Raw genomic sequence first — 23,765 nt, forward strand, 5'->3', positions numbered from 1 at the left:
CTGGCGGAGCTGGCCCGGTGAATGCTTGACGCTTCACCGGAGGCACAGCAAGAATGCGGCGTGTCAGGTTGCATGAAAATAACGGCGGCGCTGTCCGGGGTACCTGCCGCGACAAGCAGCACCCGATGCCCGCACCTTTCATGTCGCCAGCGAGGCGCAGGATGTCATTGCCTTGGGGCGTGCGCCGCGTCGCTATTCACTATCAGATTTCGAGTGCCCCCCTACACCATGCGAATGCGCCTGATGCTTTTGGGCGGCGGTAATGCCCTTGGACAGGCGCTGATCCGCCTAGGGGCGGAGGAAGACATCGGTTTCCTCGCGCCCAGACCACCCGAGCAGGGCTGGGATGCCGCCAGCCTCACCACCCTGCTGGACGAAACGCGCCCCGACGCGGTGATCAACCTCGCCTTCTACCACGACTGGTTCCAGGCCGAGCAGGTCGAGGCGGAGCGCCTGGGCGCCCAGGAGCGCGCCGTCGAGCGCCTCGCGGAACTCTGCCAGCACTACGAGATCCTGCTGGTCCAGCCGTCCAGCTACCGGGTCTTCGACGGCGCCCGCGCCACCGCCTACAGCGAGAAGGACGAGACCCTTCCGCTGGGCCTGCGTGGCCAGGCGCTCTGGCGCATGGAGCAGAGCGTGCGCGCGGCCTGCCCGCGACATGTGCTGATCCGCTTCGGCTGGCTGCTGGACGAAAGCCCGAACGGCTTGCTGGGACGTTTCCTCAGCCGCGCCGAACAACCGCAGCCGCTGTTCCTCGCCGACGACCGGCGCGGCAACCCGACGCCGGTGGACGACGCCGCGCGGGTGGTGCTCTCGGTGCTCAAGCAGCTCGACTGCCAGGCGCCGCTGTGGGGCACCTACCACTACGGCGGACTGGAAGCGACCACCACCCTGGCGCTGGGACAGGTGATCCTCAACGAGGCGCGTACCTATCGCTCCAACCTGATCCAGGAGCCTTCGGCGGAGGCCCATGCCGCGCGCCCGGACGCGCTCGACGAGCCGCAGCACGCGGTGATGGTCTGCAAGAAGATCCTCCACACCTTCGGCATCAAGCCGCGCGCCTGGCGCGCAGGTTTGCCGGCTCTATTGGACAGGTACTACAGGCATGTTTGAACGCCCCATCCTGATCACTGGCGGCGCCGGTTTCATCGGCTCCCACCTGACCGACGCGCTGCTGGCGCGCGGCTACCGCGTGCGTGTGCTGGACAACCTGTCCACCGGCAAGCGCGACAACCTGCCCCTGGACGACGAACGGGTAGAGCTGCTCGAAGGCGACGCCGCCGACGCGGCGACCCTGGCGGCCGCCCTGAAGGGCTGCGCGGCGGTCGCCCACCTGGCCGCGGTCGCCTCGGTACAGGCCTCGGTGGACGACCCGGTCGCCACCCACCAGAGCAATTTCATCGCCACCCTGAACCTCTGCGAAGCGATGCGCGAGCAGGGCGTGAAGCGCGTGGTGTTCGCTTCCAGCGCAGCGGTCTACGGGCAGAACGGCGAAGGCACGGCGATCGACGAAGACACCCCGAAGTCGCCGCTGACGCCCTACGCGTCGGACAAGCTGGCCAGCGAGTACTACCTCGATTTCTATCGCCGCCAGCATGGGCTGGAGCCGGCGATCTTCCGCTTCTTCAACGTCTACGGGCCGCGCCAGGACCCGTCCTCGCCCTATTCCGGGGTGATCAGCATATTCACCGAGCGCGCCCTGAAGGGGACGCCGATCACCGTGTTCGGCGACGGCGAGCAGACCCGCGACTTCATCTACGTCGCCGACCTGGTCGATTTCCTGGTCCAGGCGCTGGAGGCGACGGCGGTGGAGCCCGGGGCGGTGAACGTCGGCCTGAATCGCAGCATCAGCCTGAAGCAGTTGCTGGCGGAGATCGGCCAGGTGCTCGGTGGCCTGCCGCCGGTGACCCACGCCGACGCGCGAGCCGGTGACATCAGGCATTCGCGGGCGAACAACGAGCGCCTGCTGCGGCGTTTCCGCTTCGACCAGCCGACGCCGATGGGCGTGGGCCTGGCGCGCCTGCTCGGCCGCTGATCACCACCAGGGCTTGTTCAGCGCCAGGTAGAAGATCCCGCCCAGCAGGGTGAGGCTGAGGACGCTGAGCAGGCCCTTGCCGGGGCCTCGCGCCATCCGCAGGGCGAACGCCGCGCAGACGATGTAGCCCAGCAACAGCCCCAGCTTCGCCAGCAGCCAGAGCGGCAGCGGCCAGGGCATCGCCAGGTGCACCAGGCCGAGCGCGCTGAGCAGCAGCAGGGTGTCCACCAGATGCGGTCCCCAGCGGCGGATGCCGCTGGCCTTGCGCCCCGACCAGTTCCAGGCCAGGCGCCAGACGAACAGGGCGGCGCTGCTGAGGGCGAAGGTGATGTGCAGGGTCTTCAGCCAGAGGTACATGGGGTCCGTTTCCACAGGATGAAAAAAGGCGCCCGAAGGCGCCTTTTCCCGTTGGGGGCGCAAGCCCCGCGACAGTCTACGACTCAGAACTTGTAGCCGAAACCGATCATGTAGACCCACGGATCGACGTCCACGTCGACCTTGGTCTTGTTCACGCCCAGGGCGCTCGGGCCGTTGATGCTGGCCTTGGTATCGATGTCCATGTACCAGACGGCCATGTTGAACAGCGCGTGCTCGTTGAGCATGTAGTCGAAGCCCAGTTCGCCGGCCAGGCCCCAGGAGTCCTGCAGCTTCATGCTGCTGAAACCCTGCGCCTTGCGGTTGCTGGCGAGGTCTTCGTCGAAGAAGGTGGTGTAGTTCACGCCCAGGCCGCCGTAGGGCTGGAAGGCGCTGTTGGTACCGCCCATGGGGTAGTACTGGAGCAGCAGGGTCGGCGGCAGTTGCTTGATGTCGGCCAGCTTGCCGTCCAGGCCCGGGCCGAGGCCCTTGACGTCGACCTGGTGGTTGAACGGAGTGGCGGCGACCAGTTCCACGCCCCACTTGTCGGCGAACATGTAGGTGAAGGTCAGGCCGAGCTGGGTGTCGCTGTCGACAGTCGCCTTGGTACCGCGCTGCTTGGCGCCGTCCAGCTTGATGTCGGAACTGCTGTCGTCGGGATCGACGGTGGCGAAGCCGCCACGGATGATGAAGTCACCGGCCTTGTGTCCTTGAATATCCGCAGCGGCGAACGGGGAGGCGACGGTGAGGGCCAGCAGGGAAGCGGTAAGCCAGGACTTACGCATGATGAGCTCCATTCCTTGTATTAGAAAGTGTTGGTGCTGCTAATGGTCAGCCAGCTAACAGTTGCCTTCCTTGACACAGCTCAATCAATCCTAGGAGCAAATGTGACCGCCGCAACGTAAATGGCGCGGCGGATTGTCGCATGTCGTTCAGCCACCTTCGTATTCGTAGGGCGTCACCTTGCTCGCCTGCATGCGGTAGCCGGCCGCCGCCAGCTCGCTGCTGGCGTTCTCCACCTTGAAGGTGCCCTCGACCCAGAATGGCTGATACAACTCGTCCATCTGCACGCCCTTGGCGGTCTTCACGTAGACGATCTGGTTCGACGGCGGCGGCGGTACGTGGATGCAGGCGCCGTAGTAGGGGACCAGGAGGAACTCGGTGACCAGCCCGGCCTCGCTGATTTCCAGCGGCACGATGTAGCCCGGCAGCTTGGCCTCGATGCCGTCCAGTGCCTTCACCACCGGGGCGTTGGGGCTCTGCTGGCTGGCCGCCGGACCGGCTTCGCTGAGGGCGTTGGCGAGGTCGTGGATCGGCAGCGGCGCCGGGGCGGGCGGGGCGCCGGCCGGGATCAGTTGCGACCAGGTCAGTTCGCGCGGCGCGGCGCGCGCCACGGCACTGCCCAGGAGCAGGGCGAAAGCCAGCAGGAGGACGGTCAGGGAGCGCAGCATCGGGGAATATCTCCGGGTCATAGGCGGATCGACAGGCCATCGGCCAGGGACTGGCGGTAGGCGCGCCAGGCCGGCACGCAGCCGATCAGCACGGCGGCCGCCAGGATAGCCCCGAGCAGGCTCCACTCATAGTCGCTCGGCCAGGCCAGCGGCAGGTAGATGCCGTAGTTGGCCTGGACGTAGCCCTGGCTGGCGGCGATGCCGAGGTAGAGCAGGCCCAGGCCGAGGGCGACGCCGGCCAGCGCCAGGCTGAAGGCCTCGGCCAGCAGCAGGCCGAAGATGTGCCAGGGGCGCGCGCCCACCGAGCGCAGGATGGCCATCTCCCGGCGGCGCTCGTTGAGGCTGGTGAGGATCGCCGTGAGCATGCCGATCAGGCCGGTGAGGACGACGAACAGCGAGACCACGAACAGTGCCTTCTCGGCGGTGCCCATCAGGCCCCACAGTTCCTGCAGGGCGACACCGGGGAGGATCGCCATCAGCGGTTCGCCGGGATAGTCGTTGACCTCGCGTTGCAGGGCGAAGGTCGCCACCTTGCTCTTCAGGCCGACCAGGAACGCGGTGATCGCCTGTGGTTGCAGGTCCATGTGCCGCGCCTGCTCGGCACTGACGCGCCCGGCGCCCATCGCCGGCACCCCGTTGCGCCAGTCGACGTGCAGCGCCTCCATGCCGGCGAGGGATATGTGCAGGGTGCGGTCCACCGGGGTACCGGTGCGCTGGAGGATGCCGACCACGGTGAACGGCTTGTCGTCGTGCTTGACCAGGCTCACCGTGCTCACCCCATGGGCCAGCACGATCTTCTCGCCGAGCCTGTAGTGCAGGGCTTCGGCCACCTCGGCGCCGAGCACCACGTCGAACAGGTCCTGGCCGAAGGCGCGGCCCTCGGCCAGTTGCAGTTCCTGGCCGCGGCCGTAGCGGTAGTGCTCGAAATAGCCGGCATCGGTACCCATTACCCGGTAGCCGCGGTGCGAGTCGCCGAGGGAGATCGGGATCGCCCACTTCACCCGCGGGTTTTCGGCGAAGTGCCGGTAGCTGTCCCAGCGGATGTTGTTGGTCGCGTTGCCGATGCGGAATACCGAGTAGAGCAGCAGGTTCACCGAGCCGGAGCGCGCGCCGACGACCAGGTCGGTTCCGGAGATGGTACTGGCGAAGCTGGCCTTGGCCTCGGTGCGGACCCGCTCCACCGCCAGCAGCAGGCAGGCGGAGAGGGCGATGGCGAAGATCGTCAGCAGGGCGGTGAAGCGGCGGTTGGCCAGGCTGGCCAGTGCCAGTCGGAAGAGATACATGCTCAGAGTCCTGCCGGCCGGGCGGCGCGGTTGAGATCGGAAAGGGACAGGCTGCGGTCGAACAGCCCGGCCAGGCTCTGGTCGTGGCTGACGAACAGCAGGCTGGCGCCGGCCTCGCGGCATTCGGCGAAGAGCAACTGGAGAAACGCCTCGCGGCTGTCGGCGTCGAGCGCCGAGGTCGGCTCGTCGGCGATCACCAGCTCCGGCTGGCCGATCAGCGCGCGGGCGGCGGCGACCCGCTGCTGCTGGCCGATGGACAGGCTGTCGGCGCGGCGTTCGTGCAGTTCGCCGCCGAGGCCGAGCTGGCCGAGCAGATGGCTGGCGGCCTGCGCCGGGCTACCGTGGCGTTCGCGGGCGCGCTGACGGCGCAACGCGGAAAAGTGACAGGGCAGCTCGACGTTCTCGCGTACCGAGAGGAATGGCAGCAGGTTGAACTGCTGGAAGATGTAGCCGGTGTGGTCGACGCGGAAATGGTCGCGGCGCGCGGCGGACAGCTTTTCCAGGTCCTCGCCGAGCAGGCGGATGCTGCCGCGGCCGGGCTTCTGCACGCCGCCGAGGAGGCCGAGCAGGGTGGTCTTGCCGCTGCCGGAAGGCCCCTTGAGGAACAGGCTCTCGCCGCGTTCGAGATGGAAGCTGGGAATGTCCAGCAACTCCGCCTGGCCGGGCCAGGCGAAGCCGAGGTTGGTCAGGGTGATCAGTGCGCTCATGGGGGTAGGGGCGGAACGCTCCGCCGGAGCCTCGAGAATGGATGGAGGGGCGCCGCGCCGAATCCCTCGCGGCGCCTCCGGAACGATCCTACAGCTTCAGCTCGGCGCTGGCCGGAGCCAGGTCGGCGCCTTTCTGGCCGTCGGGACCGATCAGTTGTACCTGAATTTTCTGGGTGGCGGGGAAGCGCTTGAAGAACTCGGCGAGGGTCAGCAGCTTGAGCAGCTCGGGCTTCTCGCAACTGAGCTGGTAATGGGCGTGGATATCGGCATGACCGTGTTCGTGTTCGTGGCCTGCCTTCTCCTTGTGCGCGTGGGCCGGCGCCTTGTCGCCGAACAGCGGACTCCGCAGTTCCTGGCTGGCCACCGAGCAGCCGGCGGTGACTGGCAGGGCGAACAGCTCCAGCGGTTTTTCCAGCTGCGCGCGGGCCTTGGCCACGGCGGCCTTGTCCGCGTCGGTGCTGGCGGCGTGTTCGAAACCGACCAGGTTCATCGCCGGGCTGTCCAGCTCCAGTTCGAGGGTCTTGCCGTCCAGCGCCACGTTCAACTGGGCGACGCCGTGCTCGTGCTTGCCCAGGCTGCCATGGGCGTGGTCATGGTCGTGGTCGTCATGGGCCTGGGCGGCGAACGGCAGCAAGACGAGGGCTAACAGCAGTGGGCGCATGAACGGGACTCCGGCAAGGAAGGAAAAGAGTTTGTTACGTTATAACGAATTTTTCCGCCTGCCTAGCCTGGCCGATTTGGCCCCTACGCGCCGACGTGGGAGCATGGCGCGATTCGCTTGTGGAGAAACGAGATGGTGCGGATTCGCGGAAGCATCGGCGACTGGCCGGTGGACCTGACCCTGGAACTGGACGCCGAGGATTGGCGCCAGCTGGCGCAACACGTGCCCCCGCCGCCGCTGGGCGAGCCGCAGGTCGCGGCGGCCAGGGCGCCGGCGCCGGCAGCGCCGGTGGATCGCCTATGGCAGACCGCCCAGGACCTGCTGCGCGGCAGCGGGCGGATCGAGGGGCCGCAGTTGCTGGCGGAGTTGGAGGGGTTCAGCGGCAATGCCGGCGCCGCCAAGCAACTGTTGGTGCGCCTGCGGCACGACGCCCGGGTCAAGGTCGAGGTGGTCGACGGCACCCAGGTGTTCGTCTGGCTGGAGGACTGAGCCCCGCGGACGGGGCTCGGCGACTCAGTAGAGCGCCTGGTACAGCTTGCGGCGGTAGGCGGTGACCAGCGGGTGGTCGTTGCCAAGCAGGTCGAAGACCTGCACCAGGGTCTTGCGCGGCAGGTCGTCCTGGTAGCCGCGGTTGCGCAGGAACAGCTTGAGCAGTCCGTCCAGGGCCGCCTCGTACTGCTGTCGGGCGAGCTGCTGGACGGCCAACTGGTAGGCTGCCTCGTCGTCGCCGGCATCGGCCGCCAGGCGGCTCTTCAGCTCTGCGCTGTCGGGCAGGTCGGCAGCCTGGCGCAGGAAGGTCAGCTGCGCGCGGGCGCCGGCCAGGGCCTGCTTGTGCTCGTCGCTCTTCACCGCGTCGAGGATGGCCTGCGCCTCTTCCAGTTCGCCGCGCTCGGCCAGGCAGCGGGCGTAGAGGATCAGCGCCGCGGCGTTCTCGTTGTTCTCCGCCAGCAGGGCTTTCAGGGTCGCTTCGGCGTCGCCGATGCGGCCTTCGGCGAATAGCGCCTGGGCCACTTCCAGCGGGTCTTCGTCGGGCAGCGCCGGTGCTTTCACATGGGGTTCGAGCAGGGCGCGGATCTGCGATTCGGGCTGGGCGCCGGCGAAACCGTCGACCGGCTGGCCATCCTTGAACAGGACCACGGTCGGCAGGCTGCGGATGCCGAAGCGCATCACGATGTCCTGCTCGACGTCGCAGTTGACCTTGGCCAGCAGCAATTCGCCCTGGTAGGACTCGGCGATCTGCGCCAGCAGCGGCATCAGCGCCTTGCACGGGGCGCACCAGTCGGCCCAGAAGTCCACCAGGACCGGCTTGTGGAACGAGTTCTCGATGACCAGCTGCTCGAAGTTGGCGCCGGTGACGTCGAAGATGTAGGGCGTATCGCTCATGTCGATTCTCGGAAACGCAAGGTGGTGACCACTATAAGTGGGGGCGCGCCGCGCGCAAACAAGCCCGTGCCTCAGGCTTGCCCGCGTTCGGCGTGATACAGGCTGACCAGGCGGAATTCGGCGGGCTCGGCGAGGTCCGGCCAGGTACAGGCTTCGAGCACGTCCAGGCGTCGGTACAGCGGATGACGGAAGTCACGGACCCGCGAGTCGGCGACCAGCGCCTGGCGGCCGCGGCTGAGGAACTGGTCGAGCAGCGGCAGGTTGGCGCGGTCGTAGAGCACGTCGGCCACCAGAATCAGGTCGAAGCGATCGTCCTCGGCGAAGAAGTCCGCCGAATAGCTCAGCTCCACTCCGTTCAGTTCGGCGTTCGCCCGGCTCGCTGCCAGCGCCAGGGGATCCAGGTCGCAAGCCACCACCTCGGCGGCGCCGGCGCGGGCCGCGGCGATCGCCGCCACCCCGGAGCCGCTGCCGAAGTCCAGCACGCGCTTGTCGCGGACCCACTGCGGGCGCTCCGCCAGCCAGCGCGCCAGGACCAGCCCGCTGGCCCAGCAGAAGCACCAGTACGGCGGCTCTTCGAGGATGCGGCGGGTTTCCTCCGGGCTGAACTGGCGGTCCATGTTCTGCGCGTCGATCAGCCACAGGCGCAGGTCGGTGCCGGGCAGCGCGGTGGCGCTGAGCCGGGCGTCGCCGAGCAGCTCGCCCAGCGCCTGGGTCAGGGCTTGCGGTGCCGTCACGGCGCGCGTACCAGGCGCAGTTCGCCGAGGGACTGGGTGGTCGGCTGGGCGATCCGCAACGGATGCAGGCGCCAGGCCAACTGGCCGGACTGGATCACCCGCGCGTGCAGTTCGACGCGCAGCGCGCCACCGGCCGGCGGGAAGGATTCGGGGTTGAACGGCAGGCGGAAGGGCATGAGTTCGCCGGTGGCCAGCACCGTCTCGCTGGCCAGCAGCCGCTGTGGACGGTCGCGCTCGTCGATCACCAGCAGTGCCATCTGCACCTCGCTGCCGCGTGGCAGGCTGCCCTGGATGCTGCTCAGCGTTCCGCTCAGCTCGCGCAGGTGGGCCGGTAGCACCGGCTCGACCATGGTCACGCTGCGCGAAGCTTGCGGCGTTGGCGCAGGCTTCGGCTTGTCGCTGGAACAAGCGGCGAGGAGAAGGACGGCCAGCAGGGCGATCGGGCGCAGGGTCATGGGCTGCTCCATAGCGGTGGAATCCGGGCGGCGCTTGTATAGCGCAAAGTGTGATTCTTGTCGCGCTTCGCGTAGGCCGCAACGTCCGATTCCTCTCGCCTTTCCCAGCGTGCCGGCGCCGGTCGATTCTGCGGGTGCTCGGTCGGGCGCGGATGCGCTACCATGCGGCTTCCTTCAGCTACGCCTGTATCAGCACCATGCATTGTCCCTTCTGCGGTGCCCATGACACCAAAGTGATTGACTCGCGACTGGTCGCCGAGGGCGATCAGGTGCGCCGGCGCCGCGAGTGCCTGGCCTGCGGCGAACGCTTCACCACCTTCGAGACCGCCGAGCTGGTCATGCCGCGCCTGATCAAGCAGGACGGCAGCCGCCAGCCGTTCGACGAGGACAAGCTGCGCGCCGGCATGCAGCGCGCCCTGGAGAAGCGTCCGGTCAGCGTCGAGCGCCTGGAAGCGGCCATCGGCCACATCAAGCACCAGTTGCGCGCCACCGGCGAGCGCGAGATCAAGTCGCGGGTGCTGGGCGAACTGGTGATGGCCGAGCTGCAGAAGCTCGACGAAGTCGCCTACATCCGTTTCGCCTCGGTCTACCGGCGCTTCCAGGACCTCAACGAATTCCGCGAGGAGATCGAACGCCTCGCCCGCGAGCCGGCCAAGGAATGAGCGCCGCTGACCCGCTGTACATGGCCCGCGCCCTGGAACTGGCGCGCCAGGGGCTGTACTCCACCCATCCGAATCCGCGCGTCGGCTGCGTGCTGGTCAAGGACGGCCAGGTGGTCGGCGAGGGCTGGCACGTCCGCGCCGGCGAGCCGCACGCCGAGGTCCATGCCCTGCGCCAGGCCGGCGAGAATGCACGCGGCGCCACCGCCTACGTGACCCTCGAGCCCTGCAGCCACTTCGGCCGCACCCCGCCGTGCGCCGATGCGCTGGTGGGCGCCGGGGTGGCGCGGGTGGTCGCGGCGATGCAGGATCCCAACCCCGAGGTCGCCGGTCGCGGCCTGCTGCGTCTGATGCAGGCCGGCATCGCGGTGCAGAGCGGCGTCCTCGAGGTCGAGGCGCGGGAACTCAACATCGGTTTCATCAAGCGCATGGAACATGGCCTGCCGTTCGTCCGGGTCAAGCTGGCGATGAGCCTGGACGGGCGCACCGCCATGGCCAGCGGGGAAAGCCAGTGGATCACCGGGCCCTCCGCGCGTTCGGCGGTGCAGCGCTTGCGCGCTCGCTCCAGCGTGGTGTTGTCCGGCGCCGATACGCTGCTGGCGGACGATGCGCGGCTCAACGTACGCCCCGACGAACTGGGCCTGAACGCCGAGCTTACCGCGCTCGCCGCGGCTCGCCAGCCGTTGCGGGTGCTGGTCGACGGGCGCCTGCGGGTGCCGCTGGAGTCGGCGTTCTACCAGGCCGGTCCGGCGCTGGTGGCGACCTGCGCCGCCGCCTCGGCGCGCGAACGCTTCCAGGACGCCGGCCACGAACTGCTGGCGCTGCCCTCCGCCGAGGGCCACGTCGATTTGCACAAGCTGCTCCTGGAACTGGCGGCGCGCGGCGCCAACGAAGTGCTGGTGGAGGCCGGCCCGCGTCTGGCCGGCGCCTTCGCCCGGCTGGGGCTGGTGGATGAGTACCGGCTGTTCGTCGCGCCGAAGTTCCTCGGCTCCAGCGCCCGTCCTTTGCTCGACTGGCCGCTGGCGCGGATGGCCGATGCGGCGCAGTTGCGGATCGACGACATCCGCGCGGTGGGCGACGACTGGCTGGTCACCGCGCGGCCCCATCCGCGGGACGCCTGAACTTCGCTGCGCGGCGACGCGGCGGACGATGCACAAGCGGCGCAACTGTGGTAAAACGCCACACGGCCATCTCGGTGGCCGTAACGTTCTCAGGGCGGGGTGAAAGTCCCCACCGGCGGTAATGGCGCGCAAGGCGCCTAGCCCGCGAGCGCTTGCCGGACCGGCCACCGCCGGACGACAAGGTCAGCAGACCCGGTGCGATTCCGGGGCCGACGGTCATAGTCCGGATAAAGAGAGAACGGGATTGCCTGCCTGGGCGTACCCTGTGCGCCCGCAAGATCCCCTTCGATCCAAAAAGCCCTGTTTTTCACGAAACAGGAGTTCGTCATATGTCTTCATCTTGGAATACCCGCGCTATGGCACGCAGGCCGCTCGGCGTCGCGCCGGCCATGCTGTGCGCCTGTGCGGCGGAAAAACGGGAGGTCGCATGTTCACCGGCATAATCGAGTCGATCGGCAGCGTCCGCGCAATGACGCCCAAGGGCGGCGACCTGCGGGTCTACATCGCCACCGGCAAGCTCGACCTGGGCGACATCAAGCTCGGCGACAGCATCGCGGTCAACGGCGTCTGCCTGACCGCGGTGGAACTGCCCGGCGATGGCTTCTGGGCCGACGTCAGCCGCGAGAGCCTGGCGCGCACCGCCTTCCAGCACCTGAAGGTGGGCAGCCGGGTGAACCTGGAAAAGGCCCTGACGCCGACCACCCGCCTCGGCGGACACCTGGTGAGCGGCCACGTCGACGGCGTCGGCGAGGTGCTCAAGCGCGAGGAGAACGCCCGCGCCATCCAGTTCACCGTGCGTGCCCCGCGCGAACTGGCCAGGTACATCGCGCACAAGGGCTCGATCACCGTCGACGGCACCAGCCTCACGGTGAACGCGGTGAACGGCGCGGAGTTCGAGCTGACCATCGTCCCGCATACGCTCAGCGAAACCATCATGGCCGAGTACCAGCCCGGACGCCGGGTCAACCTCGAGGTCGACCTGCTGGCCCGTTACCTGGAGCGCCTGCTGCTTGGCGACAAGGCCGCCGAGCCCAGCGCCTCCGGCATCAGCGAAGCGTTTCTCGCCGAGAACGGTTTTCTCAAGTAACCCACGAATTGCATAAGGGGGTGCCCATGGCACTCAACACGATCGACGAACTGATCGAAGACATCCGCCAAGGCAAGATGGTCATCCTGATGGATGACGAGGACCGCGAGAACGAAGGCGACCTGATCATGGCCGCCGAATGCGTCCGCACCGAAGACATCAACTTCATGGTCAAGCATGCCCGCGGCCTGGTCTGCATGCCGATGACCCGCGAGCGTTGCGAGCGCCTCGGCCTGCCGCTGATGGTGCAGCGCAACGGCTCCGGCTTCGGCACCAAGTTCACTGTCTCCATCGAGGCCGCCGAGGGCGTCACCACCGGCATCTCCGCCGCGGACCGCGCCCGCACCGTGCAGGCTGCGGCGGCGAAGAACGCCGTGGCCGCCGACATCGTCAGCCCCGGCCACATCTTCCCGCTGATGGCCCAGCCGGGCGGTACCCTGGCTCGCGCCGGGCACACCGAGGCGGCCTGCGACCTGGCGCGGATGGCCGGGTTCGAGCCGTCCGGGGTGATCTGCGAGGTGATGAACGACGACGGCAGCATGGCTCGCCGGCCCGAACTGGAGGCGTTCGCCGCCGAGCACGGGATCAAGATCGGCACCATCGCCGACCTGATCCACTACCGGCTGATCCACGAGCGCACCGTCGAGCGCATCGCCGAGCAGCCGCTCGACAGCGAACTGGGCCACTTCAACCTGATCACCTACCGCGACTCGGTGGAGGGCGACGTGCACCTGGCGCTGACCCTCGGCAAGGTCTGCGCGGAAGAGCCGACCCTGGTCCGCGTGCATAACATGGACCCGCTGCGCGACCTGCTGCAGGTCAACCAGCCGGGCCGCTGGAGCCTGCGCGCGGCGATGACCAGGGTCGCCGAGGCGGGCAGCGGCGTGGTGCTGCTGCTCGGTCACCAGATCGGCGGCGACGACCTGCTCGCCCATGTCCGCGAGATCGCTTCGGCGCCGGCTCCGGCGCCCAAGGCCACCACCACCTACAGCACCGTCGGTGCCGGTTCGCAGATCCTGCGCGACCTCGGCGTGCGCAAGATGCGCCTGCTGAGTGCGCCGATGCGCTTCAATGCGATATCCGGTTTCGACCTGGAAGTTGTAGAATACCTGCCCGCCGAATAAGGCCTGTCCCGCCCGCCGCGTGCAAGATCGCGGTGGGCGCTATGCTGGACGGACCTTTCGACCCTTTTCGCTCGGGGCGCAACGGCGTCCCGGCTCTTTAACAGATGAGACCTGCTCATGACCCTGAAGACCATCGAAGGTACCTTCATTGCCCCCAAAGGCCGCTACGCCCTGGTGGTCGGCCGCTTCAACAGCTTCGTCGTGGAAAGCCTGGTCAGCGGCGCCGTCGACGCCCTGGTCCGCCACGGCGTGGCTGAAAGCGAGATCACCATCATCCGCGCCCCGGGTGCCTTCGAGATCCCGCTGGTGACCCAGAAGGTCGCCCAGCAAGGCGGCTTCGACGCCATCATCGCCCTCGGCGCGGTGATCCGTGGCGGCACCCCGCACTTCGAATACGTGGCTGGCGAGTGCACCAAGGGCCTGGCCCAGGTGTCCCTGCAGTTCGGCATCCCGGTCGCCTTCGGCGTCCTCACCGTCGACTCCATCGAGCAGGCCATCGAGCGCTCCGGCACCAAGGCCGGCAACAAGGGCGCCGAAGCCGCGTTGTCGGCCCTGGAAATGGTCAGCCTGCTGGCGCAGTTGGAGGCCAAGTGAGCAATCAAGACAGCGGCAACCCGGCAGCCAAGCCGCCGAAAGGCAAGACCGCCGCTCGCCGCAAGGCCCGCAGCCTGGCCGTCCAGGCCCTGTACTCCTGGCAGATCGCCGGCCAGCCCCTGCACGAGATCGAGGCGCAGTTCCGCACCGACAACGACTTCTCCGAGGTCGACGGCGCCTACTTCCACGAGATCCTGCACGGCGTGCCGCGACAGAAGAGCGAGCTGGACTCCACCTTCGAGCCCTGCCTGGACCGCCCGCTGGCCGAGATCGACCCGGTCGAGCTGGCCATCCTGCGGCTGTCCACCTACGAGCTGCGCAACCGCATCGACGTGCCCTACAAGGTAGTGATCAACGAGGGCATCGAGCTGGCCAAGACCTTCGGCGCCACCGACGGCCACAAGTTCGTCAACGGCGTGCTCGACAAGCTGGCGCCGCGCCTGCGCGCCGCCGAGCTGCGCGGCGGCAAGCGCTGATCCCGCGCCGGCGGCGTCATGGGTGAGTTCGAGCTGATCCGCCGCTTCTTCGCCGCGGCCGCCTGCGCGGCGCCGGCGGCGGACGTGGCCCTCGGCATCGGCGACGACTGCGCCCTGCTGGCGCCGCCAGCCGGCGAACAACTGGCGGTCTCCACCGATACCCTGGTGGAAGGCGTGCATTTTCCCGCCGGTTGCGACCCTTTCCTTCTTGCCCAGCGCGCCCTGGCGGTCTCCGCCAGCGACCTGGCGGCGATGGGCGCCGCGCCCCTGGCCTTCACCCTGGCCCTGACCTTGCCGCAGGCCGACGCCGAGTGGTTGCAGGGCTTCGCCCGCGGCCTCGACGCCATGGCCCGGCAGTGCGGCCTGGCCCTGGTCGGCGGCGACACCACGCGCGGCCCGCTGAGCATGACCCTGACCGTATTCGGCAGGGTGCCGGCCGGCCAGGCGCTGACCCGCGCCGGTGCGCGCCCGGGCGACCTGCTCTGCGTCGGGGGCCCGCTCGGCGAGGCTGGAGCGGCGCTGGAACTGGTGCTGGAGCGAAGATCGGCGCCCGCCGAGGTGGCCGAACCGCTGCTGGCGCGCTACTGGACGCCGGCCCCGCAATTCGGTCTGGGCCTCGCCCTGCGCGGCAAGGCCAGCGCCGCCCTGGACATCTCCGACGGGCTGCTCGCCGACTGCGGGCATATCGCCCGCGCTTCCGGCGTTGCCCTGTTGGTCGAATGCCAGCGCTTGCAGGCAAGCGCCGCGTTGAGCGGCCTGCTCGCCGGCGAGGAAGCCTTGCGCCAGCAACTGGCCGCCGGCGACGACTACGTGCTGGTTTTCACCCTGCCGCCTGAGTACCTTGGCGAGATTCGCGCCGCGTGGCCGGCCACGGCCGTCATCGGCCGGGTCGAGGCGGGACAGGGGGTGCACCTGCTCGACGCCGACGGAAAGGAACTCATACCGGCCGCGGCCGGTTACCAACATTTCGGAACCCAACGTGACTGAGCATCCTGATCAGGCGCCGGCGCAGCCGGTGCCGCCGTCGGTCTGGCGCAATCCCTGGCATTTCCTCGCCTTCGGCTTCGGCTCCGGCACCCTGCCCAAGGCGCCGGGCACCTGGGGGTCGCTGGTGGCCATCCCGTTCATCCCGCTGTGGCAGATGCTGCCGGACTGGGGCTACTGGCTGATGCTGGGAGTGACCATGCTGTTCGGCTTCTGGCTGTGCGGCAAGGTCGCCGACGACCTGCGCGTGCACGACCACGAAGGCATCGTCTGGGACGAGATGGTCGGCATGTGGATAACCCTCTGGCTGGTGCCGGAGGGCTGGTGGTGGCTGCTGATCGGCTTCGTCGTGTTCCGCATCGTGGATATTCTCAAGCCCTGGCCGATCAGTTGGGTGGACCGCAACGTGCACGGCGGCGTCGGGATCATGCTCGACGACGTCCTGGCCGGGGTATTCGCCTGGCTGGTCATGCAGGGTCTAGTCTGGGGATGGGTACACTGGCTGGTCTGAGGCCTCCCATGCGTCTGCTCGTCCTGTTCTGCTGCCTGTGGCTGCTGCCCGGCGTCGCTTCCGCCGCCCCCTCCGTGGGCGAGATCCGCGTGGTCAGCGAAACCTGGACGCGCTACACCCAGGAGGACGGTCGCGGGGTGGCCTGGGACCTGTTGCGGGCCGTCTACGAGCCGGCCGGGGTACGCCTGCGGATCGCCAACGAGCCCTATACCCGGGCGGTCGGCCTGGTCCTGCGCGGCGAGGCCGACGCCTGGGTCGGCGCCTACCGCGGGGAAATCGACGAAGCGCTTTATCCTCGCTGGCCCTATGACGTCGATCCGATCGCCGTGCTTTCCCTGAAAGACAATCCGCCGCCGCCACTGGAGGGCCTGAGCCGGTTCCGCCTGTCATGGATGCGTGGCTACGCCTTCGCCCGCTATTTCCCTACCCTGACCCCGCACAGCGAGTTGCAGCGCCGCACCTCGGCGCTGCCGATGCTGCTCAACCACCGGGTCGACTATTTCATCGATTCGCGTCCGGAACTCGAGGAAATGCTCGCAGGGGCCGGAGCGCTGGCGGCTGAGTACCGCATCACCGACGTCACTCGGTTGCCGCTGTATCTTGGCTTCTCCGATTCCCCCAGGGGCCGTGAGCTGCTGGCGCTGTTCGACCGGCGCATGCGGCAGTTGCATGCCAGCGGCGAGCTGGAGCGGATCTTCGCCCGCTGGAACTGGCCCTATGCGCCGTTGAAGGCAATCCTGCCACCCAAGGAGTGATCATGCTGCGGCTGTGCGTCGCCCTGTTTTCCAGCGTTCTCGCGTTGTCCTCGCTGGCCGCGCCCCAGGTGTTCGTGGTCGGCCTGTTCCCCGGCGCGGCGGTACTCAACGTCGATGGCCAGCGCAAGCTGGTCAGGGTCGGCCAGACCGGCCCGCAGGGCGTCCAGGTGGTCAGCGCCGACAGCCGCAAGGCGGTGCTGCGGATCGACGGCGTCGAGCGCACCTACGAACTGAGCCGCGAATACAACGAGGCAGGCTATTCGGCGCCGCAGCGGCAAAGCTTCAGCATCGCCCGCGGTACGGGCGGGCACTATTGGGTGGCTGGCTCGGTGAACGGGCAGAACATGCAGTTCCTGGTGGATACCGGCGCCACCAGCATCGCCATGAACGAGAACGAGGCGCGCCGCCTGGGTATCGATTACCGGGTGGACGGCAAGCCGATGGTCGCCTCCACTGCCAGCGGAACCTCGCGCGGCTGGCGGGTGACCCTGGACCGGGTGAAGATCGGCGGTATCGAGTTGCTGGGTGTCGAGGCGGCGGTGATCGAGGGTGGCTATCCGACCGAAGCCCTGCTCGGCATGAGTTTCCTCAACCGGGTGCGTTGGCGCGAGGAACAGGGAATGCTGCTTATCGAGGCCAAGCATTGAATGTCGCTCGCTCATAACCCGGGGTTCTATTCATCGTCCATCTCGATAGGTATTTGCGGCATTTCGAGCTGACCGGGCGCCGGACGCTGCTGGTACAATGGCGGACTTCCGTTTCCCTAGGAGTTCCCCGGTGTCCGTCGTGTTCGTCGCCGCCTCCAAACTGCCGACTCCCTTCGGCGAATTCACCATGCATGGTTTCCTCGACGAGGAGAGCGGCAAGGAACATGTAGCCCTGAGCATGGGCGACATCGCCGATGGCGCGCCGGTGCTTGGTCGCCTGCATTCCGAATGCCTGACCGGCGACGCGCTGTTCAGCCTGCGCTGCGATTGCGGTTTCCAGCTGGAAGGCGCGCTTGCCGCCATCGCCGAGGAGGGCCGCGGCGTGCTCCTCTACCTGCGCCAGGAAGGTCGCGGCATCGGCCTGCTGAACAAGATCCGTGCCTATGAATTGCAGGATGGCGGTGCCGACACCGTCGAGGCGAACCTGCAACTGGGTTTTGGCGCCGACCAGCGCGACTACGCCATGTGCCAGCCGATGCTCGCGCACCTGGGCGTCTCCTCCCTGCGCCTGATGACCAACAATCCGCGCAAGGTCAAGGCGCTGGAAAGCTACGCCATCACCGTGGCGGAGCGCGTGCCGCTGCAAAAGGGCCTGAACAAGCACAACAGGCGCTACCTGGCGACCAAGGCCGGCAAGCTCGGGCACATGCTCGGCAGCCTGCACCAGGGCGAGGCGGAAACCACGTGAGTCGCCAGCAAGCCCGCGGCGCGCTGGGACGTGCCTGGTGGTTGCAACTGGCGTTGGCGCTGTTGCCGCTGATCCTGGTCGAGTTCTTCCTCGGCGAACTGCAACCCCTTCCCCATGGCCTGGCGATGCCGCTGTTCATCGCCGCGCTGCTGTCGATGTTCGTCAACCTGCCGCTGTTCGGTGCCTACAAGCGTGGTCTCATCGCCACCCAGAAAGCGCTGGATACGGCGGAGGAAGCCGCCGCCTGGACCCGTCTGGCGCAGGTGCGCCGCAAGGCCCTGTTCGGCGCCAGCCTGCCGGCCTGGATCGGCGTGCCGGGTGTGTTCGCCGGGCTCAACGGCGTTGCGCTGATCCTGCTCGGGGTCACCAGCCTGGTGCTGTTCTGGCTCTACCGTATTCCGCGTCAACTCGGTTGATGCGCTCGTTCTGGCTGCTCGCCTGCCTGCTCCTCAGCCTTTCCGCCGGGGCGGCGCAGCGGGTGGTCAGCCTGGCGCCTTCGCTGACCGACAGCGTCCTCGAACTCGGCGCAGCGCGCCGCCTGGTCGGCGTGCTGGATGGCGGCGAGCGTCCGGCGGCGATTGGCGACCTGCCTTCCGTCGGCCGCTACGGCCAGGTCAATCTCGAACGCCTGCTGGAACTGCAGCCCGACTTGATCCTGGTCTGGCCCGGCAGCGTGCCCGAGGCGCAGTTGCAGCGCCTGCGGGACTTCGGCATCGCCCTCTTCATCGCCGAACCGCACAGCCTCGACGAACTGGCCCTGCAACTGGCTGCGCTGGGCGAGGCATTGGGCGAGGCCGAGGCCGGCCAGCGGTTGTCGGCCAGGTTCCGCGAAGGCATGCGGCGCCTGGCCGAGCGCTACCGGCGGGACAAGCCGCTGAAGGTGTTCTACCAGGTCTGGGACCGGCCGCTGTACACCATTGGCGGACGCCAGGTGATCAGCGATGCGCTGCGCGTCTGCGGCGCCGAGAACCTGTTCGGCGACCTGCCGCAGCCGGCGCCGCAGGTCAGCGTCGAGGCGGTTCTGGCGCGGGATCCGGCGGTCATCGTCGCCGGCAGTCACGCCCAGCTCGAACTCTGGCGGCAATGGCCGGCGCTGGCGGCGACGCGGCGCGGACAGCTGTACCGGATCGAAGACAAGAACCTCGAGCGGCCGAGCTTCGCCATGCTGGCGGCGACCGAGAAACTCTGCCGCTCGCTCGCCGGGGCGCGCTGAATGCTTGCCGGTATCGCGCGCTGTATCGGCGGATAACGCCGGCGGCGTTGTTCGCCCTACGGCAATTGGGGGGTAGGGCGAATAACCGCAACGCGGTTATCGCTGCCAGTCGGCGGGGTATGTCGGTATGGTGGTGTATCGGCGGATAACGCCGGTGGCGTTATTCGCCCTACGGCAATTGGGGGGTAGGGCGAATAACCGCAACGCGGTTATCCGCCGTTGTCGCTGGGTTTGGCGCTACTGCCGGTCGAGACGCTGGCGTACTGCCTTTTCGATGCCCGCGGCATCCAGGCCGCATTCGGCGAGCATCTCGCTGGGCTTGGCGTGTTCGACGTAGTAGTCGGGCAGGCCCAGTTGCAGCAGCGGGACTTCGAGGCCCTCGCTGGCGAGGAACTCGCCGACCGCCGAGCCGGCGCCGCCCATCACGGCGTTTTCCTCGATGGTCACCAGCAGTTCGTGGCTGCCCGCCAATTCGCGTACCAGGGCTTCGTCGAGGGGTTTGACGAAACGCATGTCGACGACCGTGGCGTCGAGGCTTTCGGCGACCTTCATCGCCTCCGCCAACTGCACGCCGAAGACCAGCAGTGCGACCCTGCCGCCGCGCCGACGGACCACGCCCTTGCCGATCTCCACCGGTTGCAGGTCCGGATCGATCGGATGGTTGGGGCCGCTGCCGCGCGGATAGCGCACCGCGGCCGGGCCATCGAACAGGTAGCCGGTGGTGAGCAGCTTGCGCAGCTCGTCCTCGTCGCTGGGGGTCATCACCAGCATGCCGGGGATGCAGCGCAGGTAGGAGATGTCGAAGCTACCGGCGTGGGTCGGGCCGTCCTCGCCGACCAGGCCGGCGCGGTCGATGGCGAACAGCACGTCGAGGTGCTGCACGGCGACGTCATGGATCAACTGGTCGTAGGCGCGCTGGAGGAAGGTCGAGTAGATCGCTACCACCGGCTTCATGCCCTCGCAGGCCATGCCGGCGGCCAGGGTCACGGCATGCTGTTCGGCGATGGCGACGTCGAAGTAGCGTTCCGGATAACGTTCGCTGAAGGCCACCAGGTCGGAACCTTCCTTCATCGCCGGGGTGATGCCGAGCAGGCGCGCGTCCTGGGCGGCCATGTCGCACAGCCACTGGCCGAAGACGCTGGAATACTTGGGTCCGCCGGTCTTCTTCGGCGCACTGCCGGGAGCTTCCAGCTTGGTGATCGCGTGGTAGCCGATCGGATCCAGTTCGGCCGGGGCGAAGCCCTTGCCTTTCTTGGTCACCACATGGAGGAACTGCGGGCCCTTCATGTCGCGCATGTTGCGCAGGGTAGCCACCAGGGTCGGCAGGTCGTGGCCGTCGATCGGGCCGATGTAATTCCAGCCGAGCTCCTCGAACAGGGTGCCGGGGACCAGCATGCCCTTGGCGTATTCCTCGGTGCGCCGGGCGATCTCCCAGGCCCCGGGCAGGCGCGAGAGCACCTTCTTGCTGCCCTCGCGCATGCTGCTATAGGTGCGGCTGGAGAGGATCTTCGCCAGGTAGTTGGAGAGCCCGCCGACGTTGTGCGAGATCGACATGTCGTTGTCGTTGAGGATCACCAGCATGTCGGCGTCGACTTCCGAGGCGTGGTTGAGTGCCTCGAAGGCCATGCCGGCGGTCAGCGCACCGTCGCCGATCACGGCCACCGACTTACGCTCCTTGCCTTGCAGGCGGGCGGCGATGGCCATGCCCAGGGCGGCGCTGATGGAGGTGCTGGAGTGGCCGACGCCGAAGGTGTCGTACTCGCTCTCTGCGCGGCGCGGGAAGGCCGCCAGGCCGTTCTTCTGGCGCAGGGTGCCCATCAGCTCGCGGCGCTCGGTGAGGATCTTGTGCGGATAGGCCTGGTGGCCGACGTCCCAGACCAGGCGGTCGTCCGGAGTGTCGAAGACGTAGTGCAGGGCAATGGTCAGCTCGACCACGCCGAGGCCGGCGCCGAAATGACCGCCGGTCTGGCCGACGGTATACAGCAGGTACTGGCGCAGCTCGTCGGCCAGGGTTTCCAGGTCCGCCTCGCCCAGCCGGCGCAGTTCGGCCGGCGAAGAGGCGCGGTCGAGCAGGGGCGTGGCGGGGCGCTCGCGGGGAATCTCATGGAGCGTCTTGGGCATCAGGCTGTCGTTATGCAATCCGGAGAGGCCAGCAGTTTACCTGATGCACCGGCCGCGCCCAAGCAAGGGAGCCCCTACCTTTGCCGGGGACTTCCGACGACCCGTCGGTCAGTTGCGTCGCTCGACGATGTAGCGGGCCAGTTGGCGCAGCGGGTCGGCGCTCGGCGGAAAACCGTCGAGGGCGGCCAGGGCCAGGTCGCGCAGCTCCAGGGCATAGCCTTTGGCGGCCTCCAGGCCGAGCAGGGCGGGATAGGTCGGCTTGTTGTGCGCCTGGTCCTTGCCCTGGGTCTTGCCGAGGGTGGCGGTGTCGCTTTCCACGTCGAGGATGTCGTCCTGCACCTGGAAGGCCAGGCCGATCGCTTCGGCGTAGCGCTCCAGGGCGGCCAGCGAGGCGGGCTCGGCGCGACCGCTGGCGAGGGCGCCGAGGCGCACGCTGGCTTCGATCAGCGCGCCGGTCTTGTGCCGGTGCATGACTTCCAGGGCCGCCTGGTCGAGGGCCACGCCGACCGAGCCGAGGTCGATCGCCTGGCCGCCGACCATGCCGGCGGAGCCTGCGGCGCGCGCCAGGCGGGTGAGCATTTCCAGACAGACGGCATGTTCCTGCGGATTGCGCCGGGTGTCGGCGAGCACTTCGAAGGCCAGCGCCTGCAAGCCGTCGGCGGCGAGGATCGCGGTGGCTTCGTCGAAGGCCCGGTGGGTGGTCGGCTGGCCACGGCGCAGGTCGTCGTCGTCCATCGCCGGCAGGTCGTCGTGGACCAGCGAGTAGGCATGGATCAGCTCCACCGCGCAGGCCGCGGCGTCGGCGCGCTGCGGCGCTCCGCCGAGGGCCTCGCAGGCGGCGTAGGCGAGCAGCGGGCGAACCCGCTTGCCACCGTTCATCACGCTGTAGCGCATGGCCTCGTAGAGGCGTTGCAGTTCTTCGCGGGGAGCGACGAACAGGGCGTCCAGGGCGGCATCGACGCGCGCCTGGCAGCGCGCCTGGTAGGCCGCGATCATGCCTCGTCGCCTTCCGCATCGAACGGCGCTTCGCTGAGCTCGCCGTCGCGTTCGAGGAGGATCTGTACCTTCTGTTCGGCCTGGCTCAGCGACGTCTGGCATTCGCGGGTCAGGCGGATGCCCTGCTCGAAGGCGCCCAGCGACTCTTCCAGCGACAGCTCGCCGCTTTCCAGGCGTTCCACCAGGGTTTGCAGCTCGGTGAGGGACTGTTCGAAATCGAGGGTTTTCTTGCGGGCCATCGGGGGAGTCTCGGCGAGGTGTACAAAACCCCGCGACACTAGCAGAGGGGCGGGGGCCGGGCAAATCGGCGGAAGGTCGCTACGACCGATCGGGACGACCATGGCGGCGGCCTTGGCTAAGGTGGAGAGAGGTCCAGCGAGGAGGAGCCGACAGGCGATGCGCATCCAGGAGGTCCGGGAACGCAGTATTCCCCTTTCCCGTTACGCCGGCGTGGCGGCTGCCACCGGTGGTTTGAGCACCAGCCTGGTGGCGGTGCTCACCGATATCGTGCGCGACGGTCGGCGTGTGGTCGGCTACGGCCACGCCTCGGTAGGGCGCTACGCCCAGGGCGGGCTGATCCGCGAGCGTTTCGCCCCGCGCCTGCTGGGGGCTCCGGCGGACAGCCTGGCGAGCGACGACGGCAGTGGCATCGATCCGTTGCGAGCCTGGGACCTGATGATGCGCGACGAGAAGCCCGGCGGCCACGGCGAACGCTGCGTCGCGGTGGGCGCCCTGGACATGGCGCTGTGGGATGCCGCGGCCAAGGCCGCCGGCCTGCCGCTGCATCGCTTCCTGGCGCGACGCCTGGGGCTGGCGGAAGACTATCCGCAGCGCGTACCGGTCTACGCCGGCGGCGGCTACCCCTATCCGCACGACGACCTGGGACGCCTGGAAGAGGAACTGCGGCGCTTCGTCGATCTCGGCTACACCCACGCCAAGATCAAGATCGGCGCGGCCGGGCTGGACCAGGACCGGCGCCGTATCGACAGGGCGCTGCGGGTTCTCGGCGACGCTTCGCGGCTGGCGGTCGACGCGATGAATCGCTACGACGCGGAGGGCGCGGTCGACGCAGCGAAAGCCCTGGCGCCGCTGGGGTTGTGGTGGTTCGAGGACATCTGCGACCCCCACGATTTCCCTACCCAGGCCGAAGTGGCGGATATCTATCCGGGGCCCATCGGTGCCGGCGAGGCCTTGTTCTCCCTGGCCGAGGCTCGCTTGCTGGATCTCTATGGCGGCTTGCGGCGGGAGCGCGACGTGCTGGTGTTCGACCCCGTGCATTGCTATGGCCTGCCGGGCTACCTGGCGATACTCGACCACCTGTGCGCCCGGGGTTGGCCGCGCGCGGCCTTCCGCCCGCACGCCGGCTACCTGTTCAGCCTGCACTTGGTGGCGGCCCTGCGCCTGGGTTGGGCCGAGGCTACGCCGTCGGCTTTCCGGCCATTCGACGATTTCGCCGGTGCCCTGCCGTTTTCCTCGGGATTGGCGGGATTGCCACAATCGCCTGGTATAGGCTTCGAGCGCCAGGCGACACTTGCCGGGCTGTTCCGCAAGCTTCTGGAGGCCTAGAGAACGGTGATTGGCTGGGGTTGTGCGGAGGCATTAAAAAAGCCGGCTTGTGGCCGGCTTTTCTGGGGTGGGGTTGGCTTACTTCTGATAAGCCGCGCCT

The 23,765-nt window shown here is 68.2% G+C and carries 29 protein-coding genes and 1 riboswitch; of the genes, 17 read left to right on the plus strand and 12 right to left on the minus strand.

Annotated features, from left to right (window positions below):
- Positions 1-228: 228 nt before the first annotated feature.
- Together ACYAF3_RS15905 and ACYAF3_RS15910 are read left to right on the plus strand one after the other, a co-directional pair.
- Positions 229-1,113: a dTDP-4-dehydrorhamnose reductase gene (locus ACYAF3_RS15905; RefSeq protein WP_003113045.1), complete on the plus strand. Its 885-nt coding sequence runs from the start codon at positions 229-231 to the stop codon at positions 1,111-1,113.
- A complete protein-coding gene (locus ACYAF3_RS15910; RefSeq protein WP_003093339.1) occupies positions 1,106-2,035 on the plus strand; it encodes an NAD-dependent epimerase/dehydratase family protein in 930 nt (309 codons plus the stop codon). Before ACYAF3_RS15905 ends, ACYAF3_RS15910 begins: the two co-directional genes overlap by 8 nt.
- Here the strand turns inward: ACYAF3_RS15910 and ACYAF3_RS15915 are convergent, their stop codons facing one another.
- The 6 genes from ACYAF3_RS15915 to ACYAF3_RS15940 all read right to left on the minus strand — a co-directional run bounded on the left by ACYAF3_RS15915 (position 2,036) and on the right by ACYAF3_RS15940 (position 6,491).
- Positions 2,036-2,392, minus strand: coding sequence for a SirB2 family protein (locus ACYAF3_RS15915; RefSeq protein WP_003093338.1), 357 nt, complete (start codon positions 2,390-2,392; stop codon positions 2,036-2,038).
- Positions 2,393-2,475: 83 nt separating this feature from the next.
- Positions 2,476-3,174, minus strand: coding sequence for an outer membrane protein OprG (gene oprG, locus ACYAF3_RS15920; protein ID WP_003093337.1), 699 nt, complete (start codon positions 3,172-3,174; stop codon positions 2,476-2,478).
- Positions 3,175-3,321: 147 nt separating this feature from the next.
- A complete protein-coding gene (locus ACYAF3_RS15925; protein ID WP_003105266.1) occupies positions 3,322-3,840 on the minus strand; it encodes a DUF3299 domain-containing protein in 519 nt (172 codons plus the stop codon).
- 17 nt (positions 3,841-3,857) lie between these two features.
- The gene (locus ACYAF3_RS15930; RefSeq protein ID WP_033993402.1) at positions 3,858-5,123 is read right to left on the minus strand and encodes an ABC transporter permease; all 1,266 of its coding nucleotides are present in this window, start codon (positions 5,121-5,123) and stop codon (positions 3,858-3,860) included.
- A gap of 2 nt (positions 5,124-5,125) precedes the next feature.
- A complete protein-coding gene (locus ACYAF3_RS15935; RefSeq protein WP_003093325.1) occupies positions 5,126-5,830 on the minus strand; it encodes an ABC transporter ATP-binding protein in 705 nt (234 codons plus the stop codon).
- Between the two features lie 88 nt (positions 5,831-5,918).
- Positions 5,919-6,491 carry a DUF2796 domain-containing protein gene (locus tag ACYAF3_RS15940; RefSeq protein WP_003105271.1) on the minus strand — a complete coding sequence of 191 codons (573 nt, stop codon included), beginning with the start codon at positions 6,489-6,491 and terminating at the stop codon, positions 5,919-5,921.
- 132 nt (positions 6,492-6,623) lie between these two features.
- Here ACYAF3_RS15940 and ACYAF3_RS15945 point away from each other — a divergent pair, with 132 nt between their 5' ends.
- Positions 6,624-6,980 (plus strand): hypothetical protein, encoded by a 357-nt coding sequence (locus ACYAF3_RS15945; RefSeq protein WP_003105273.1) that lies wholly within the window; start codon positions 6,624-6,626, stop codon positions 6,978-6,980.
- Positions 6,981-7,004: 24 nt separating this feature from the next.
- Here the strand turns inward: ACYAF3_RS15945 and trxA are convergent, their stop codons facing one another.
- The 3 genes from trxA to ACYAF3_RS15960 form a co-directional block, all read right to left on the minus strand.
- Positions 7,005-7,874 (minus strand): thioredoxin, encoded by an 870-nt coding sequence (trxA, locus tag ACYAF3_RS15950; RefSeq protein WP_003105274.1) that lies wholly within the window; start codon positions 7,872-7,874, stop codon positions 7,005-7,007.
- Between the two features lie 71 nt (positions 7,875-7,945).
- Complete coding sequence (locus tag ACYAF3_RS15955) at positions 7,946-8,608, minus strand: class I SAM-dependent methyltransferase (protein WP_003158811.1); 663 nt, start codon at positions 8,606-8,608, stop codon at positions 7,946-7,948.
- Complete coding sequence (locus ACYAF3_RS15960; protein ID WP_003113050.1) at positions 8,605-9,075, minus strand: YbaY family lipoprotein; 471 nt, start codon at positions 9,073-9,075, stop codon at positions 8,605-8,607. The genes ACYAF3_RS15955 and ACYAF3_RS15960 overlap by 4 nt, the downstream gene beginning before the upstream one ends.
- 185 nt (positions 9,076-9,260) lie before the next feature.
- On the opposite strand from ACYAF3_RS15960, the gene nrdR reads away from it, so the two are divergent.
- The 13 genes from nrdR (at position 9,261) to ACYAF3_RS16025 (ending at position 18,982) form a co-directional block, all read left to right on the plus strand.
- Positions 9,261-9,725, plus strand: a complete 465-nt coding sequence (gene nrdR / locus ACYAF3_RS15965; protein ID WP_003107181.1) for a transcriptional regulator NrdR — start codon at positions 9,261-9,263, stop codon at positions 9,723-9,725.
- Positions 9,722-10,843, plus strand: coding sequence for a bifunctional diaminohydroxyphosphoribosylaminopyrimidine deaminase/5-amino-6-(5-phosphoribosylamino)uracil reductase RibD (gene ribD / locus ACYAF3_RS15970; RefSeq protein ID WP_031755671.1), 1,122 nt, complete (start codon positions 9,722-9,724; stop codon positions 10,841-10,843). The genes nrdR and ribD overlap by 4 nt, the downstream gene beginning before the upstream one ends.
- A gap of 81 nt (positions 10,844-10,924) precedes the next feature.
- A riboswitch (FMN riboswitch) is annotated at positions 10,925-11,087 on the plus strand.
- A 183-nt stretch (positions 11,088-11,270) separates the two neighbouring features.
- Positions 11,271-11,930, plus strand: a complete 660-nt coding sequence (locus ACYAF3_RS15975) for a riboflavin synthase (protein WP_121377825.1) — start codon at positions 11,271-11,273, stop codon at positions 11,928-11,930.
- A 26-nt stretch (positions 11,931-11,956) separates the two neighbouring features.
- Positions 11,957-13,054 carry a bifunctional 3,4-dihydroxy-2-butanone-4-phosphate synthase/GTP cyclohydrolase II gene (ribBA, locus tag ACYAF3_RS15980; protein WP_003454181.1) on the plus strand — a complete coding sequence of 366 codons (1,098 nt, stop codon included), beginning with the start codon at positions 11,957-11,959 and terminating at the stop codon, positions 13,052-13,054.
- Positions 13,055-13,171: 117 nt separating this feature from the next.
- Positions 13,172-13,648: a 6,7-dimethyl-8-ribityllumazine synthase gene (gene ribH, locus ACYAF3_RS15985; RefSeq protein ID WP_003093311.1), complete on the plus strand. Its 477-nt coding sequence runs from the start codon at positions 13,172-13,174 to the stop codon at positions 13,646-13,648.
- The gene (gene nusB / locus ACYAF3_RS15990; protein ID WP_003093308.1) at positions 13,645-14,124 is read left to right on the plus strand and encodes a transcription antitermination factor NusB; all 480 of its coding nucleotides are present in this window, start codon (positions 13,645-13,647) and stop codon (positions 14,122-14,124) included. The genes ribH and nusB overlap by 4 nt, the downstream gene beginning before the upstream one ends.
- Before the next feature lie 18 nt (positions 14,125-14,142).
- The gene (gene thiL, locus ACYAF3_RS15995; RefSeq protein ID WP_003454180.1) at positions 14,143-15,111 is read left to right on the plus strand and encodes a thiamine-phosphate kinase; all 969 of its coding nucleotides are present in this window, start codon (positions 14,143-14,145) and stop codon (positions 15,109-15,111) included.
- Positions 15,104-15,619 (plus strand): phosphatidylglycerophosphatase A family protein, encoded by a 516-nt coding sequence (locus ACYAF3_RS16000; protein WP_003093304.1) that lies wholly within the window; start codon positions 15,104-15,106, stop codon positions 15,617-15,619. The genes thiL and ACYAF3_RS16000 overlap by 8 nt, the downstream gene beginning before the upstream one ends.
- 8 nt (positions 15,620-15,627) lie before the next feature.
- Positions 15,628-16,374, plus strand: coding sequence for a substrate-binding periplasmic protein (locus ACYAF3_RS16005; RefSeq protein WP_003102821.1), 747 nt, complete (start codon positions 15,628-15,630; stop codon positions 16,372-16,374).
- A gap of 2 nt (positions 16,375-16,376) precedes the next feature.
- Positions 16,377-17,021, plus strand: coding sequence for a TIGR02281 family clan AA aspartic protease (locus tag ACYAF3_RS16010; RefSeq protein ID WP_003093301.1), 645 nt, complete (start codon positions 16,377-16,379; stop codon positions 17,019-17,021).
- Between the two features lie 130 nt (positions 17,022-17,151).
- A complete protein-coding gene (gene ribA / locus ACYAF3_RS16015) occupies positions 17,152-17,769 on the plus strand; it encodes a GTP cyclohydrolase II (protein ID WP_003110510.1) in 618 nt (205 codons plus the stop codon).
- Positions 17,766-18,185, plus strand: coding sequence for a hypothetical protein (locus ACYAF3_RS16020; RefSeq protein ID WP_003102818.1), 420 nt, complete (start codon positions 17,766-17,768; stop codon positions 18,183-18,185). The genes ribA and ACYAF3_RS16020 overlap by 4 nt, the downstream gene beginning before the upstream one ends.
- Positions 18,185-18,982, plus strand: coding sequence for a cobalamin-binding protein (locus tag ACYAF3_RS16025; protein WP_003102817.1), 798 nt, complete (start codon positions 18,185-18,187; stop codon positions 18,980-18,982). Before ACYAF3_RS16020 ends, ACYAF3_RS16025 begins: the two co-directional genes overlap by 1 nt.
- Positions 18,983-19,219: 237 nt before the next feature.
- Here the strand turns inward: ACYAF3_RS16025 and dxs are convergent, their stop codons facing one another.
- From dxs to ACYAF3_RS16040, 3 genes are all read right to left on the minus strand, one after another.
- A complete protein-coding gene (gene dxs, locus ACYAF3_RS16030; RefSeq protein WP_003102816.1) occupies positions 19,220-21,103 on the minus strand; it encodes a 1-deoxy-D-xylulose-5-phosphate synthase in 1,884 nt (627 codons plus the stop codon).
- Between the two features lie 108 nt (positions 21,104-21,211).
- Positions 21,212-22,099, minus strand: coding sequence for a polyprenyl synthetase family protein (locus ACYAF3_RS16035; RefSeq protein WP_003114915.1), 888 nt, complete (start codon positions 22,097-22,099; stop codon positions 21,212-21,214).
- Entirely contained in the window at positions 22,096-22,338 is a 243-nt protein-coding gene (locus tag ACYAF3_RS16040) for an exodeoxyribonuclease VII small subunit (protein WP_003093283.1), read from the minus strand. Before ACYAF3_RS16040 ends, ACYAF3_RS16035 begins: the two co-directional genes overlap by 4 nt.
- Positions 22,339-22,495: 157 nt before the next feature.
- Between ACYAF3_RS16040 and ACYAF3_RS16045 the strand changes: the two genes are divergently transcribed.
- Complete coding sequence (locus tag ACYAF3_RS16045; protein WP_003118239.1) at positions 22,496-23,665, plus strand: mandelate racemase/muconate lactonizing enzyme family protein; 1,170 nt, start codon at positions 22,496-22,498, stop codon at positions 23,663-23,665.
- Positions 23,666-23,765 lie beyond the last annotated feature (100 nt).

The organism is Pseudomonas sp. TZ252, assembly GCF_056110345.1.

Coding starts and splice junctions, on each gene's coding strand:
- ACYAF3_RS15905 (WP_003113045.1), top strand. CDS start 229: ATGCGAATGCGCCTGATGCTTTTGGGCGGCGGTAATGCCCTTGGACAG.
- ACYAF3_RS15910 (WP_003093339.1), top strand. CDS start 1,106: ATGTTTGAACGCCCCATCCTGATCACTGGCGGCGCCGGTTTCATCGGC.
- ACYAF3_RS15915 (WP_003093338.1), bottom strand. CDS start 2,392: ATGTACCTCTGGCTGAAGACCCTGCACATCACCTTCGCCCTCAGCAGC.
- oprG (WP_003093337.1), bottom strand. CDS start 3,174: ATGCGTAAGTCCTGGCTTACCGCTTCCCTGCTGGCCCTCACCGTCGCC.
- ACYAF3_RS15925 (WP_003105266.1), bottom strand. CDS start 3,840: ATGCTGCGCTCCCTGACCGTCCTCCTGCTGGCTTTCGCCCTGCTCCTG.
- ACYAF3_RS15930 (WP_033993402.1), bottom strand. CDS start 5,123: ATGTATCTCTTCCGACTGGCACTGGCCAGCCTGGCCAACCGCCGCTTC.
- ACYAF3_RS15935 (WP_003093325.1), bottom strand. CDS start 5,830: ATGAGCGCACTGATCACCCTGACCAACCTCGGCTTCGCCTGGCCCGGC.
- ACYAF3_RS15940 (WP_003105271.1), bottom strand. CDS start 6,491: ATGCGCCCACTGCTGTTAGCCCTCGTCTTGCTGCCGTTCGCCGCCCAG.
- ACYAF3_RS15945 (WP_003105273.1), top strand. CDS start 6,624: ATGGTGCGGATTCGCGGAAGCATCGGCGACTGGCCGGTGGACCTGACC.
- trxA (WP_003105274.1), bottom strand. CDS start 7,874: ATGAGCGATACGCCCTACATCTTCGACGTCACCGGCGCCAACTTCGAG.
- ACYAF3_RS15960 (WP_003113050.1), bottom strand. CDS start 9,075: ATGGAGCAGCCCATGACCCTGCGCCCGATCGCCCTGCTGGCCGTCCTT.
- nrdR (WP_003107181.1), top strand. CDS start 9,261: ATGCATTGTCCCTTCTGCGGTGCCCATGACACCAAAGTGATTGACTCG.
- ribD (WP_031755671.1), top strand. CDS start 9,722: ATGAGCGCCGCTGACCCGCTGTACATGGCCCGCGCCCTGGAACTGGCG.
- ACYAF3_RS15975 (WP_121377825.1), top strand. CDS start 11,271: ATGTTCACCGGCATAATCGAGTCGATCGGCAGCGTCCGCGCAATGACG.
- ribBA (WP_003454181.1), top strand. CDS start 11,957: ATGGCACTCAACACGATCGACGAACTGATCGAAGACATCCGCCAAGGC.
- ribH (WP_003093311.1), top strand. CDS start 13,172: ATGACCCTGAAGACCATCGAAGGTACCTTCATTGCCCCCAAAGGCCGC.
- thiL (WP_003454180.1), top strand. CDS start 14,143: ATGGGTGAGTTCGAGCTGATCCGCCGCTTCTTCGCCGCGGCCGCCTGC.
- ACYAF3_RS16005 (WP_003102821.1), top strand. CDS start 15,628: ATGCGTCTGCTCGTCCTGTTCTGCTGCCTGTGGCTGCTGCCCGGCGTC.
- ACYAF3_RS16010 (WP_003093301.1), top strand. CDS start 16,377: ATGCTGCGGCTGTGCGTCGCCCTGTTTTCCAGCGTTCTCGCGTTGTCC.
- ACYAF3_RS16025 (WP_003102817.1), top strand. CDS start 18,185: ATGCGCTCGTTCTGGCTGCTCGCCTGCCTGCTCCTCAGCCTTTCCGCC.
- dxs (WP_003102816.1), bottom strand. CDS start 21,103: ATGCCCAAGACGCTCCATGAGATTCCCCGCGAGCGCCCCGCCACGCCC.
- ACYAF3_RS16035 (WP_003114915.1), bottom strand. CDS start 22,099: ATGATCGCGGCCTACCAGGCGCGCTGCCAGGCGCGCGTCGATGCCGCC.
- ACYAF3_RS16040 (WP_003093283.1), bottom strand. CDS start 22,338: ATGGCCCGCAAGAAAACCCTCGATTTCGAACAGTCCCTCACCGAGCTG.
- ACYAF3_RS16045 (WP_003118239.1), top strand. CDS start 22,496: ATGCGCATCCAGGAGGTCCGGGAACGCAGTATTCCCCTTTCCCGTTAC.